The organism is Bradyrhizobium sp. 23AC (assembly GCF_054863025.1).
Genome location: NZ_JAVAYN010000008.1, coordinates 1 through 14288, shown reverse-complemented (window position 1 = coordinate 14288; position 14288 = coordinate 1). Strand labels below are relative to the sequence as shown.

The window sequence follows — 14288 nt, the reverse complement described above, 5'->3', positions numbered from 1 at the left end:
TACAATTCTCGCTAGAATTGCTGGGACAGCAGTTGCTGGAAGCTGCAAGGATGGAGCATGAGCGGGCGCACGTCCATCTCCAAGGTCAGGCCAAAGGCCGTGGCGGCGCTATTCTGTCTTGCGCTGCTTTCCGCCGTGTGCCTGTCAACCGGGCGAGTTGGTGCAGTCGAACGGAGTCTCCGGGGGGAGCTGAAGCGCGTCCTCATATTGCATTCTTTCGGCCGTGATTTTCGGCCGTGGAGCGAGTATGCGCGCGATATCAAGGCCAAGCTCGAACGGCAATCGCCCTGGCCGCTCGACATCCAGGAGCACGCGCTGCTCACCGCGCGCTTCAATAATCCTGGTCCCGAGGCGCCCTTCGTCGACTATCTGCAATCGCTGTACCAGGGAGCGATGCCCGACATCGTGTTGAGCATCGGCGCGCCGGCGGCCCGGTTTGCGCAGAAATACCGCGGAAGATTATTCCCTGATGTGCCATTGATTCTCTCCGCGGTCGAGCATCGGCTGATCAATCGCGCCGATCTCAGCGACAACGACGTCGTCGTGGCGATCCGCAACGATTTCATGGCCGCGTTCGGCAACATCCTTCAGGTTCTGCCAGACACAAAGTCGATTGCGGTCGTGATCGGTGCATCGCCGCTCGAGAAGTTCTGGGTAGAGGAGGTGAAGCGGGAACTGCAACCTTTTGGAGAAGGGATTGAGCTCGTCTGGTACTCGGACTTGTCATTCGACGAAATCCTGAAACGCGCATCAAGGCTGCCGCCGCACACCGCGCTGTTCTGGGGACTGATGTCGGTCGATGCGGCCGGGGTCGTCCACGAGAGCGATATCGCCTTGCGCAGCCTGTACGCGGCCGCGAATGCCCCGATCTTCTCCTACCAGGAGCCGTTCTTCGGTGACGGCACCGTCGGGGGACCGATGCATATGATCGCGGAAACGAGTTCCAGGACCGTCAGTGCAGCGATTGCCATTCTCGGCGGCGCGAAACCAGCGAGCATCAGTTACGAGCCGATCGGCTTCGCCGCGCCGAGATATGATTGGCGCCAGTTGCAGCGTTGGGGCATCAGCGAGAGCCGTTTGCCTCCCGGCAGCGAAATCGTGTTTCGCGAACAGAGCATCTGGGAGCGCTATCGTTGGCAGATGCTGCTGATCGCGTCCGTGATGCTGGTGCAGGCCGGCCTGATCAGCGGGATGCTGCATGAGCGCCGTCGGCGCCAGATCGCCGAAGTCGAGTCCCGCCAGCGTCTGGCCGAGCTCGCTCACGCCAACCGCTATTCGGCCGTTGGCGAGTTGACCACGTCGATCGCCCATGAACTGAACCAGCCGCTCGGCTCCATCCTGACCAACGCCGAGACTGCGGAGCTGATGTTGAAGGCCGCTTCGCCCGACATCGACGAGATCCGGCAGATCCTCGCGGACATCAGGCGCGACGATCAGCGGGCGAGCGAAGTCATTCGCAGGCTACGCAGTATTCTGAAAAAGACGCCGTTCGAGGTCAAGAACATCGAGCTCAACGATATGGTCCGCGAAGCGATCGGCCTTGTGCGGGCCGTCGCCGATGGACGCCGGATCACATTGATCTACACGCCTGTCCTGGCCGACCTGCATGTCAGAGGCGATCCGATCCAGCTTCAGCAGGTCGTTCTCAACCTGATCATCAACGCGATGGATGCGATCTTCGACGCAGATCCCGGAAAACGCCAAGTCAGCGTCTCGACCCTGCGCGTCGGCAACGTAGCGGAGATCCGGGTCTCCGATACTGGTCCCGGGATTGCCGCCTCCGACCTTGCGGACGTGTTCAATCCGTTCTTCACGACCAAGCCTCAGGGTATGGGCATGGGGCTCGCGATCGCCAAAACCATCATCGAAGCCCATCACGGCACGATCTCTGCCGAAAACCAGGCCGCGGGCGGCGCGCTCTTCACGATCCGTCTTCCGATCCTCCACTGATCGCCGGCATCTTGATCTTGATCAAGCCCGCGGGTTCGGCGAAGCCGTTTCCTTCTCGCAGTTGCGCGATGACCGGGATGGGGGCGCATGTGGGGAGCGTCGGTGGCGATGAGACGCCGTGAGTTCATGTCGCTGGTTGGCGCCGCGGCTGCGTTCCCGGTCGTGGCTCGGGCCCAGGACAGAGCGCCGTTCGTCGGCGTGCTGACCGGCAACGTCGCCGGCGATCCCGGCGCGCAGATGCGTGTCGATGCCTTTCAGCAGGGGCTCACCGATCGCGGCTGGATCGCCAACCAGAACTATCGCCTGGAGGTGCGCTGGCCGGGTCCCAATCCGGCACGCCAGCAATTGGAGGCGCTCGAGCTCATTGCCGCCGGGCCGGACGTACTGCTCTCGACCAGCACGGGCACGACCCGGGCGCTGCGCGATGCCACGCAGCGAATTCCGATCGTCTTCGTCGGGCTCTCCGATCCTGTCGGGACCGGCCTCGTCGCCAATCTGGCGCGGCCGACCGGCAATCTCACCGGCTTCTCGCTCTATGAGCACTCGATGAGCGGGAAATGGCTCGGTCTGCTGAAGGATATGGTGCCTGGGATGAGCCACGCGGCGCTGCTGTTCAATCCGGAATCGTCGCCCTATGCGCCGTTCTATCTTCAGGCGGCGCACCAGATGGAAAACCGCCTCGGTCTCAAGGTCACCGGTGCCAGTGTCCGGAGCGGGGCCGAGATCGCGGCGGCCATCGAAACCGCGACACGCGACGGCGGTGGCCTCGTCGTGCTGCCTGATGGCGGCTTCTTCGGGACCCAGAGCGCGATGACGATCGCACTGTTGACGCAGCGCCGCGTGCCCGCGATCTTCGCGGTCCGCTTCTACGCGGTGAACGGTGGGCTGATGTCCTATGGCGCCGATCTCACCCAGCAATTTCGCGACGGCGCCGGCTATGTCGATCGCATCCTGCGCGGCGCCGAGATTCGGTCGCTCCCAGTGCAGTTCGCCACCAGGTTCGAGCTCGTCATCAACATGAAGACGGCCAATGCCCTCGGGCTGACGGTGCCGGGCCGCCTGCTGATGGACGCCGAACTGATCGAATGACGCGTGGCTCTCGCGCTGCAGCAGCCACGAGGACCTCGTTTCGTTGATCTCGATCAACAAACGTCTGCGTTCCGGCCCGATCGTCCCACCCTGGAAGTGCAAGGGAGGATGCAATGTTTCGCTGCGGCAAGATCCTGATGGCGCTTGCGGTCGTCATGGCGACATCGTTCGCCGCAACGGCGCAAACCAGCACGACGCCTGCGGCCCCGTCTTCGCAAGCGCAGCCGGCTGCTCCGCCTGCGCCGACGGCCGAGCTTCTGAAGCCGGAGCAGCTCGAGGCCTTGGTGGCGCCGATCGCACTGTACCCGGACGAGCTCCTTGCCAATGTGCTCGCCGCCTCAACCTATCCGTTGGAGGTGGTGCAGGCCGACCGCTGGCTGAAGGAGCGCAAGACCCTGAAGGGCGATGCGCTGAAGACGGAGGTCGAGAAGCAGGCCTGGGACGACAGCGTCAAGGCGCTAGCCAGCACCGCCGATGTGTTGACCATGATGAGCGACCAGCTCGAATGGACCAAGAAGCTCGGTGATGCCTTTCTCGCCCAGCAGCCCGACGTGATGGATGCGATCCAGCGCTTGCGCAACAAGGCCTATGACAACAAGAAGCTGGTCACCACCAAGCAGCAGAAGGTGAGTGTCCAGTCGCAGGAAGGCAAGCAGGTCGTCGTTATCCAGCAGGCCAATCCCGCGGAGATGTACGTGCCATATTACGATCCGGCGACGGTCTATGGCAGCTGGCCCTATGCGGAGTATCCGCCGTATTATTGGGGCTACCCGTCCTATATCGGCGCCGGCGTGGTTGCGGCGGGCCTCGCTTTCGGCACCGCCTGGGCGATCGGGCGCTGGGGCAATTATTGGGGCGGCGGCTGCAATTGGGGCAACCGCAACGTCTACGTCAATCATCGCACAACCAACATCGGTAACGGCTGGCAGCACAATCCGGCGCATCGCCAGGGCGTGCGCTACAACAACAGCAATGTTCAGCAGCGCTTTGGCAACAACAACCTGAAGGCGGGGGCGTCGGACCGGATGGATTTCCGAGGCCGTGACGGCAATCAGGTGCTGCGTCCCAATCAGGGCGCAGGAGATCGTGCAGGAGATCGTGCAGGCGATCGTGCGGGAGATCGAGCAGGAGATCGCGCGGGCGATCGTGCTGGTGATCGGGCCGGCGATCGCGCGGGTGACCGTGCTGGCAATCGCGGCGATCGGCCGGGCGGTGGTGATCGCGCTGGTGCCGGGGATCGTGCCAAGGGCGGAGGCGACCGTGCCAAGGGTGGCGGCGATCGCGCAAAGGCTGCCAGCCGCCCCAGCGGCGGTGCGGCCAACCGCGGCGGTGGCGGCAATCGCGGCGGCGCGATGAACGTCTCCTCCGGCCGATCGGCAGCCGCAGCATCTGCACGCGGACGATCCAGCATGGCGAGCATGCCGCGCGGTGGCGGCGGCGGACCGAGCATGGCCGGTCGCGGCGGCGGTGGCGGAATGGCAATGCGGGGCGGTGGAGGTGGCTTTGGTGGTGGCGGCCGCGGAGGTGGCGGCGGTGGCCGGCGTTCCGACATCGCGCTGAAGCGCGATGTCGTCCTGCTCGGCCATCTCGCAAGCGGTCTCGGCTACTACCGCTTCAGTTATATCGGCAGCGACAAAGCCTATGTCGGTGTCATGGCACAGGAGGTCGAGCGGGTGGCGCCCGATGCTGTAACGCGCGGTAGCGACGGCTATCTGCGGGTCTACTACGACAAGCTCGGGTTGAGATTCCGATCCTACAGTGACTGGCTCGCCAATGGCGCAAAGATCCCTGCGGAGGAATTGCCATGACCGGCTTGAAGTTGCTTCGTCGCGCCGCTCTGCCGGGCATCGTGGCGCTGGCTCTCGTCACCACGGCCCGAGCCCAGCAGTCCTATCCGACGCCGGAGGATGCCGCCTCGGCACTCGCGGCGGCGGCCAAGATCGGTCCAAGTGACGTTCTGAAAGTGCTCGGAAGGGCGGGTGATGACATCGTCTCGTCGGGCGACGAAGTCGCCGACGCCGATATCCGCGCCCGCTTCGTCTCGATGTACGACGCCAAGCACTCGATCAAGGCGGAGGGCAACAAGAAGGCGACGCTGGTGCTCGGGCCTGACGATTTCCCGTTCCCGATTCCCCTCGTCAACACCAAGGCTGGCTGGGAGTTCGACACTGACGAGGGGCGGATCGAAGTGCTGCGCCGCCGCATCGGTCGTAACGAGCTCGACGCGATCCAGACCGCGCTCGCCTATGTCGACGCGCAGAATGAATATGCCGACAAGGATCGCGGCGAGGGCGCCGGCATCTACGCACAGCGCTTCCTCTCGACATCAGGCAAGAAGGACGGTCTGTTCTGGCGCGACGACAGTGACCCGAGCCCCCTCGGTCCCCTTGTCGCGGAGGCTTCAGCCGAGGGTTACAAGCCGGGCGAAAAGCTCGCGCCCTATCACGGCTATTACTTCCGCATCCTGAAGGGCCAGGGTTCCGACGCGCCTGGCGGCGCGCTCAATTATGTCGTCAAGGGCAAGATGATCGGCGGCTTCGGGCTGATCGCCTGGCCCGCCGAGTACGGCAATTCCGGTGTGATGACGTTCGTGGTGAACCATGCCGGCACCGTTTACGAGAAGGATCTGGGGGCGAGAACCGATTTCATCGCGCCGCGCACGATGTTGTTCGATCCCGACCAGACTTGGAAGAAAGTCGATGCCGCAAAGCCTTGAACGGATCATGGCATCGCGGCTGCGCGCATGTCGCCTGATTGCGATACCGGTGCTGGCGCTGAGCTTCGCAGTGCCGGCTACGCCGTCCTTCGCGCAAGCCGCCGGTCACGTGCGTGCCAAGATCGTCAAGGCGGGTCTCCTCGTCGGCGGTGGCGTAGGAAGCGGTGTGCTGACCTATCGGGGCAGCAAGTATCCCTTCAAGATCACGGGCATGAGTTTCGGCATCACCGCCGGCGCGACGATAGGCCGGCTCGACGGCTGGGCCTCGGGTATCCGGGAGGTCGGCGACTTCGCCGGCACCTACAGCTCCGTCGGCGGCGGCTTCGCTTTGGTCGGGGGCGTCAGCGGCGTCCACCTGCGCAATGAGAAGGGGGTGACGATCGTGATGCAGGGGCCGAAAGCCGGCCTGGAGCTTGCGGCCAACATCAGCCAGATCGTGATCTCGCTGAGATAGAGCGCGTCAGCGGCGGATGTCGTCGTAATCAAGGCCACAGCAACGAAGTGATGACGCCGAAGCGTTCCTGACGAGCGCACTCCCGGCGAATCTTCCTGCGGCATTTTGACCGCACCGATCTGGAATCATCCAAAGCGCATTTGAATTGTTCCAGACATTCTCCTCGCAGTTGGCGATGATCGAGGCATTCTAAGCCACGCGCACGCATTTGCGTTGCCGTTACGATGGCGTCTTTTTAAAGAGGCGATGCAGATCGCTGACATTCGGATGTTGCCGCCAAGACGAAGGCAGCAAACGCGCGTGCGCGTCTGCAGAGCAACTGATTGACGGGCCATGCATGCCGGCCGAGCTCGGATACGAAGAGCTGCTCTTCGATCCATGGTCGTTGCTGGCCAAGCGCGGTTTCACGGCGGGCTGCGCGCTATTGATGAAGGACTTTCTGGAATGCGACGTGCGGGTAGGGATAAGACGGTAGCTCGCTTTGGTGCGGCGCTGCTGGGTGGTGTGGCGTGGCTGACGTGGTTTGAATCGCCTGCTCAATCCCAAACGGCTCAGGGCGGCAGCTCCCTTCCGCCCGTGACTGTCGAAGCTCCGACGCAACAGTCGGTTCGCCGTGCGCCAACCAGGCGAAACGACGCGCGGGTCCGATCGACCTCACGGCGCGCCCCGCAAGCTCCGACGGTCGCAGTGCAATCGCAACCGGCTGTCGTCCCGCCATTTGCCGGCGGGCAGGTCGCTCAAGGCGCGCGACTGGGGATGCTCGGAAATACCAACACCTTGAAGTCACCCTTCAGCGTGACGAGCTACACGGACAAGTTCATTCGGGATCAACAGGCGGCAACGGGCGCGGATGCCCTGATCCTCGATCCCTCCGTGCGAAGTTCCCACCCGACGGGCGGTATCGTCGATTCCTTCAACATACGCGGCTTCCCGATCAACGAAGGCAATAACGGTGAGTTCGCCTTCGAGGGCCTTTACGGAATCGCGCCGACATATCGGATCTTCACGGACTACGTCGAGCGCATCGAAGTGCTCAAGGGTCCCTCGGCCGCGCTCTCGGGCATGGCGCCCAATGGCGGCGTCGGCGGCGTCGTCAATGTCGTGCCCAAGCGCGCGGAAGAGGATTTGACCCGCTTGACCGCGAGCTACGGCTCGACCGCACGTTTCGGCGGTCACTGGGATGTTGCGAGGCGCTACGGCGATGGCAAGGAATGGGGCGTACGCGCCAGCGGAAGCGTCCGCGGCGGCGACACGCCCATCGACCGCCAGTCCGAGACGACAGGTGTCGGATCGCTGGCGCTCGACTATCAAGGCGAACGGTTCAGATCCTGGCTCTATCTCATCGCCCAGACCGATCGGTTCGACGCGCCGTCACGTCCCTTTCTGATGGCTCCCGGCCTGCAGGTGCCGAAGGCGCCGGACGGCAAGCTGAACGTGACCCAGCCCTGGGAATGGTCGCGCATCAACGACCAGTCCGCCTTGCTGCGGACCGAGTACGATCTCACCGAGCAGGTCACGCTGTTCGCCGATGTCGGCGGCTCCAAGACCAATGTCGAGCGGTTCTTCGGTCTTCCGACCATCGTCAACACGAACGGCAATACGACCTCAACGCCCCAGTACTTCGGCCTCAGCATCGATCGAACTACATATGATGGCGGTGTTCGCGCCCGCTTCGATACCGGCTTCGTCCACCATGCCGTCGCCTTCCAGGCCTCGGTCTATCACGACGCGCTGCACCGGCGGCTCACCAATGGCAGTCTGGTCACCTCGAACATTTACAGTCCGACCGTCGCGCCAACTCAGTTCGCGAACGAGATCAGCGACCGCCCTCGGCTCTCGGACAGCGAGCTTACCGGGCTTTCGATTGCCGACACCTTGTCCGTGCTCGATGAGCGCGTCCTGTTGACTTTGGGCGTCCGCCGCCAGGGCATCGAGGCGAACAACTATTCCTCCAATGTCGGGACACCGACGTCGTCCTATGACAAGAGCGCGGTCACCCCGGTGGTCGGCCTGGTCGTCCGTCCCCAGGACAACGTCTCCCTCTACGCGAACTATGTCGAAGGTCTCGCGCGGGGCGACATTGCCCCTCAGGGTACGTCCAATTTCGGTGAAGTGCTGCAGCCCTACATCGCCAAGCAGTACGAGGCCGGTATCAAGGTGGAGTTTGGCCGGATCGCAACCACCTTCAGCGCGTTCGAGATATCGAAGGCGAGCGGCGAGTCGTCCGCTGGGCGCTTCGCGGCGACAGGCGAGCAACGAGTCCGCGGGCTCGAATTCAACGTCTACGGCGAACTCTTGCCGGATGTTCGTGTCCTCGGAGGCATCTCGCTGCTGGACGGCACCCTGACGAAGACCGCCGTCGCGGCCAATGTGGGCAACACGCCAATCGGCGTTCCGAACATACAGGCCAATATCGGTGCGGAGTGGGACCTCCCGTGGATGAGGGGGCTCACCGTGAATGGAGCCGTGATCTACACCGGCAGGCAGTTCGTCGACGCCGCGAACAAGCAGCCGATTCCCGAGTGGACGCGGCTCGACCTCGGCGCCCGCTACACCACCGCGATCAACGGCAAGAAGACGGATTTCCGCGCAAACATCCAGAACGTGACCGGTGAGAGTTATTGGTCCAGCGTGGCTTCGTTCGGAACGTTCTTCCTGGGAGCACCGCGCACATATCTCCTGTCGATGACCGTGGATATGTGACCGCGCACGCGCTTGCGTGAAACGCAGCCCAGCATTCCGCTCCGGCGCCGTGATGCGCCGGACTAAAAAAGTCTCCATTGAATCAACGAGGTGACTTCCGTCTCGCTGGGCCCCTTCGGCCGCCAGGCCGAAAAGTGGCGCGGCTCTTGCTCTTGCCAGTATGAGGGTTCTTGATAAACGTCATACTGCGGGATCAGGTGGATGGAGCAGGCGGTGAGGCGGACTTTGCGGGCGGTCGAGCCCGGAACGGTGGTGCTGTTCGGGGGGCTGATCGCCGCCAACATCGCCGCATGGGCCTGGGCCTTCGCGCTGTTCGGCGATCGGCCGACGGTGCTGGCGACTGCGCTGCTGGCCTGGGTGTTCGGTCTGCGCCACGCCGTCGATGCCGACCACATCGCCGCCATCGACAACGTTGTGCGCAAGCTGATGCAGACGGGTGGCGCGCCGCGCAGCGTCGGCCTCTATTTTGCGCTCGGCCACTCCACCGTCGTCGTGGTCGCGACCATATTGCTCGCGCTCGGCGTGGTGAGCCTTGGCGGCGACAGCCTGCTCAAGGAGATCGGCGGCCTCATCGGCACGTCGGTGTCGGCGCTGTTCCTGCTCGTGATCGCGGCCATCAATCTCGTCATCTTCGTCGGCCTGTGGCGGACGTTTCGCGCGGCGCGGGAGCAGGGGGTTCACGACGCCGAAGGCCTCGAGAGGCTGCTCGCCAATCGCGGCTTCCTCGCGCGACTGCTCGGACCGCTGTTCCGCCTGGTCACAAAACCCTGGCACATGTATCCGCTCGGCTTCCTGTTCGGGCTCGGCTTCGACACGGCGACCGAGATCGGCCTGCTCAGCATCTCAGCAACTGAAGCCGCGCGGGGAGCGTCGGTCGCCGACGTGCTGGTTTTCCCTGTATTGTTCGCGTCGGGAATGGCGCTGGTCGACACCGCCGATTCCGCGCTGATGGTGAGCGCCTATCGATGGGCCTTCGTCGACCCCTTGCGAAAGCTCTGGTACAACCTCACGATCACCGGCGCCTCGGTGGCGGTCGCGCTGTTGATCGGCGGTATCGAGGCGCTCGGGCTGATCGCCGACCGGCTCGATCTGTCCGGAGGAGTGTGGACGCTGGTCGACGGCCTCAACGAGTCCCTCGCCAATGTCGGCTTTGCCGTGATCGCGCTGTTCGCGGTCGCCTGGCTCGTCTCGGTCGTGCTCTATCGCCGCGTCTTTGCTGACGGCCGACACCGGGCCGCGACGAAAGCTCTGGCATGCGCCGATGCGACCGAAGTGGCGTGAGCCCTGTCGTGGCGGCGGCGCGCTGACGGCACTCTCGGCCCTGGTTCTGCTCGCGGATGACGGCCGCGCTTTCGCGCAGAGCGAGAGCACCTCACGCGAGCTGCCGCCAATCCAGATCGGCGGCGGCGAGACGGCGGGGCGCAAGAAGCCGGTCGCATCGCGCCGGGCCGGCAGGCCGTCCCCAGCCGATCACCGCATCCCCGTGTATCCGGCAGCGGCGCAAGCGTCGGATGTGCGCAGCGTCGCCTCGGGTGCAAAGGGCCAGCCCAGCATGGCCAGCGAGATCTCCGTCTCGGGCGAGGAGATCAATGCACGCCCTTTCACGCGGCCGGGCGAAGCGCTCGAAGCCGTACCGGGTCTCATCGTGACGCAGCATTCCGGCGAGGGCAAAGCCAACCAGTATTTGCTGCGCGGTTATAATCTCGACCACGGTACCGACCTTGCCATCACCGTTGACGGCGTCCCCGTGAACATGCGCACCCACGCGCACGGCCAGGGCTATGCCGATCTCAACTGGCTGATCCCGGAAACCATCGCCGCAGTGGATGTGCGCAAGGGTCCGTACTTCGCCGACGAAGGCGATTTCGCATCAGTCGGCAGCGTCCATATCGGTCTGATCGACCGCACCAGGGGAATAGCGCAGGTGACCGCCGGCAGCTTCGGCTATCGCCGCCTGCTCGGCATGGACTCCGCGAAGGTCGGTGACGGCTCCGTGCTCGTGGCCGGCGAGATCGGGACCTACAACGGTCCGTGGGAGAATCCGGACAACGTGCGAAAGCTCAACGGCCTCGTGCGCTTCAGCCAGGGCACCGCGACCGACGGCGTCTCCGTCACCGGCATGGCTTACGCCAACAAATGGAATTCGACGGACCAGGTCCCGCAGCGCGCGATCGCATCCGGCTTTCTCGATCGCTTCGGCTCGGAAGATCCAAGCGACGGCGGCAGCACCAACCGCTTCGCGCTCTCGGGCCGCATCGCGCAGAGCGACGATCTCGGCTCCTGGAAAGCCAACGCTTATGTCGTGAAGAGCCAGCTCGACCTCTTCAACAATTTCACCTACTTCCTCAGCGATCCCGTGCTCGGTGACCAGTTCCACCAGCACGACGATCGCCTGATGGTGGGCGCCAACATCTCGCGCACGCTGAACGGCTCATTGGCGGGCTTGCCGATGCAGACCAGCTTTGGCCTGCAGTCGCGCTATGATGCGATCGATCTCGCGCTCACCAACACTTTCCAGCGCGGCTTCCTTGCCAGCGTTCGCAGCGACAAGGTGGGCGAGGGCAGCGTCGGCGTCTATGCCGAAAACACGGTGCGCTGGACCGACTGGCTCAGGACGACGGTGGGCTGGCGCGGCGACTATTATGCCGCCGACGTCACGTCGCGGTTCAATGCCAACAATTCCGGCCGCACCGACGCCGCGCTCGGCAGCCCGAAATTCAGGATGGTGCTCGGCCCGTTCAACCAGACCGAATTCTTCTTCGGCGCCGGCTACGGCATGCACTCCAACGACGCCCGCGGCGCGACCACGACGGAGGATCCTAGCGACCCCGCGACGAGGCTGACGCCATCGCCGCTCCTGGTGCGCACCAAGGGTGCAGAGGTCGGCGTGCGCAGCAGGATCGTTCCCGGCCTCGACACCTCGCTCAGCCTCTTCATCCTGGATCAGGATTCCGAGATCCTGTTCTCCGGCGATGCCGGGGACACGTCGGCGACCCGCGCCAGCCGCCGCTACGGCTTTGAATGGACCAACCACTACCGGCCCAGATCCTGGATCGACATCGACGCCGATCTCGCAATGAGCCATGCACGCTTCCGCGGTTATGACAGCGAGCAGGCGGACGTCTATACCTCGCTCGCCGGCTATCCCGAGGCGCAGATCGGTAATGCGCCCGGCAACTACATTCCGAACTCGCCCGCGATGATGGCATCAGTCGGCGTCACGCTGGGCGAGAGGACCGGCTGGTTCGGGACCTTGCGCTGGCGGTATCTGGCGTCGAGCCCACTGACCGAGGACAACGCGTTCCGTTCCTCTGCGACCGGCATTTTCAACGGCCGCCTCGGCTATCGTATCGACAATGGCTGGCGCCTTCAGCTCGACGTGTTGAACCTCCTCAACACGAGGGCGAACCAGATCAGTTATGCCTATGGCTCGCTGCTCAAGACCGATACGCTCTACAACCTCTGCGCATCGGGCACTGCGCCAACTTCAGTCTGTCAGAACGGCGTGATGGACTACGTGCTGCACCCCGTGGAGCCGTTGACGTTCCGTCTTACCATCGCCGGGACGTTCTAGGTCTGGTTAGGCTGTGGCCCGCGAAAGTCTCTGCGGCGAAAAAACGGCCTCGCAACGCGCGATGCGTTGCAGGCGAGGTGTGTTGTGGTAGTGAACGGCCAGGTTGGCGGCACATCGCGGCCTGAAAGCCCACCAGGGGACCGTCGATGAACCGTGACCTCGATCTCGCCGACTTCGAACTGCATCCGCAGCGTGGTGCGGTGCTGGCCGAGGTGCATGCGCGTCCATTCACCCGGTTGACGGCGCCGGTCACGGTGCTCCGCTTTGCCTTTCTCGGCCAAGGCGAGGTCGCTGCGGCGGATCGGCAGAGCTTCGTGGCATTCTGCATGTCGCACGGGCAGGCGCCGCCGGACGCCGCAACCAAGCATCACCAGGTGACGATCGGTGACACCCAGCTCCGCTGGGAGCAACACTCGGAGTTCAGCACCTTCACCTGGATCCTGAGCAGCCCGCAGGCGCCCGCGCGCCGGTTCGGCGAGATCGGTGAAGAGTCGGCCGGGTTGATCCGGTCTCTGCGCCAATCCGGCCAATTGCTGGTCGCCGTCAAGCTCGAGGTCGAGCAGACCTCGGCGGCGCTGGAGCGTGCGCAGCAGCTGTTCGAGAGAGGCAGTCTCGCCATCGCTGCGGTCCGCAGCGGACCTGCCGTCGTCGCATCCGACTTTCGCACGGATGATCAGGGTTTCGTCCGCATTCTCGTTTGCAACGACGGCCTGTCGCCCGGCCGGCTCGGCGCCCTCGTGCAGCGTGTGCTGGAGATCGAGACCTATCGCACGCTGGCGCTGCTCGGTCTGCCCGCCGCGCTCGAGCTTGCGCCCTCTGTCGATCATATCGGCCGGCGGCTCGTCGAAGTGCTCGAGGAGATGCAGGGCGCCGAGGATCTCAAGCTCAACAACCATCTCTTGACGGAACTGACCGCATTGGCGGCTTCGCTCGAAAGGGGAGCTGCCGGCAGCTCGTTTCGGTTCGGCGCCAGCCGCGCCTACAACGACATCGTACAGGCCCGCCTCGCCGTGATCGAAGGCGGCGAGATCGCGGGCTATCCGACCTGGTCCTCCTTCCTCGCCCGCCGCATGGCCCCTGCGATGCGCACCTGTGCGACGATGGAGGACCGGCAGGCCGATCTGTCGATCAAGCTCGCGCGCGCGGCCGATCTGTTGCGCACACGCGTCGATGTCGAGCTCGAGGAGCAGAATCGCGATCTGCTGCGCTCGATGGACGAGCGCACCCGGTTGCAATTGAGGCTGCAGAGCACGGTCGAAGGCTTGTCGGTGGCGGCCATCGGCTACTATGTCGTCAGCCTGTTCGGCTACCTCGCCAAGGGCGCCCATGACGGTGGTCTGCATGTCGAGCCTTCGCTGGCAACCGCGATCTTCGTGCCGGTTGCCGTGGCCGTGGTCTGGATCGTCACCCGCAATATCCGCAGGCGGCACTTGAAGCACGACGAAATGTCGGGCGCTCACGACTGAGGGCGCAAACGAGGCTCTTGCGCTCGCGCGCCGCCCGGCTCGATGTCGCTGAACAGGATCCGCGCGTCCGCACCGATCGCCGTGCAGCGACTCGCGCCGATACCGGATGTCGCTGCGCTCATCCGGGCTGCGCGACCGAGCCTGTGTCGCCCTCTGTCAATCCACTAGCGCAAAAATATTCCACTTTACCGAAATTCGGTTTCGGCGTATGTGTCGCCCATCCCGGCTCATCCAAGAGGGGCGATCATGTGTCGTCACTATCGCGAGCCGGGCTTGCGGTGGACGCGGCAGCGTCGGCATGAGAGGTGCGGGCAGGGCGGGTAGTCCCTGTGAGCC

The 14288-nt window shown here is 64.2% G+C and carries 9 protein-coding genes; all 9 read left to right on the top strand.

Annotated features, from left to right (window positions below; genetic code table 11):
• Positions 1 to 57: 57 nt before the first annotated feature.
• The 9 genes from RAD10_RS20205 (at position 58) to RAD10_RS20165 (ending at position 13952) form a co-directional block, all read left to right on the top strand.
• Positions 58 to 1950 carry a sensor histidine kinase gene (locus RAD10_RS20205; RefSeq protein ID WP_461618936.1) on the top strand — a complete coding sequence of 631 codons (1893 nt, stop codon included), beginning with the start codon at positions 58 to 60 and terminating at the stop codon, positions 1948 to 1950.
• Between the two features lie 108 nt (positions 1951 to 2058).
• Positions 2059 to 3039: an ABC transporter substrate-binding protein gene (locus RAD10_RS20200; RefSeq protein ID WP_461618935.1), complete on the top strand. Its 981-nt coding sequence runs from the start codon at positions 2059 to 2061 to the stop codon at positions 3037 to 3039.
• A gap of 113 nt (positions 3040 to 3152) precedes the next feature.
• On the top strand, positions 3153 to 4847 hold the full coding sequence (locus RAD10_RS20195) for a DUF3300 domain-containing protein (protein WP_461618934.1): 1695 nt from the start codon (positions 3153 to 3155) through the stop codon (positions 4845 to 4847).
• Positions 4844 to 5755 (top strand): DUF2950 domain-containing protein, encoded by a 912-nt coding sequence (locus RAD10_RS20190; RefSeq protein WP_461618933.1) that lies wholly within the window; start codon positions 4844 to 4846, stop codon positions 5753 to 5755. Before RAD10_RS20195 ends, RAD10_RS20190 begins: the two co-directional genes overlap by 4 nt.
• The gene (locus RAD10_RS20185; RefSeq protein WP_461618932.1) at positions 5739 to 6209 is read left to right on the top strand and encodes a hypothetical protein; all 471 of its coding nucleotides are present in this window, start codon (positions 5739 to 5741) and stop codon (positions 6207 to 6209) included. Before RAD10_RS20190 ends, RAD10_RS20185 begins: the two co-directional genes overlap by 17 nt.
• 777 nt (positions 6210 to 6986) lie before the next feature.
• Positions 6987 to 8912: a TonB-dependent receptor gene (locus tag RAD10_RS20180; protein WP_461618931.1), complete on the top strand. Its 1926-nt coding sequence runs from the start codon at positions 6987 to 6989 to the stop codon at positions 8910 to 8912.
• Between the two features lie 201 nt (positions 8913 to 9113).
• The gene (locus tag RAD10_RS20175; RefSeq protein ID WP_461618930.1) at positions 9114 to 10193 is read left to right on the top strand and encodes a HoxN/HupN/NixA family nickel/cobalt transporter; all 1080 of its coding nucleotides are present in this window, start codon (positions 9114 to 9116) and stop codon (positions 10191 to 10193) included.
• Complete coding sequence (locus tag RAD10_RS20170; RefSeq protein WP_461618929.1) at positions 10174 to 12486, top strand: TonB-dependent receptor; 2313 nt, start codon at positions 10174 to 10176, stop codon at positions 12484 to 12486. The genes RAD10_RS20175 and RAD10_RS20170 overlap by 20 nt, the downstream gene beginning before the upstream one ends.
• A gap of 146 nt (positions 12487 to 12632) precedes the next feature.
• A complete protein-coding gene (locus RAD10_RS20165; protein ID WP_461618928.1) occupies positions 12633 to 13952 on the top strand; it encodes a DUF3422 domain-containing protein in 1320 nt (439 codons plus the stop codon).
• Positions 13953 to 14288 lie beyond the last annotated feature (336 nt).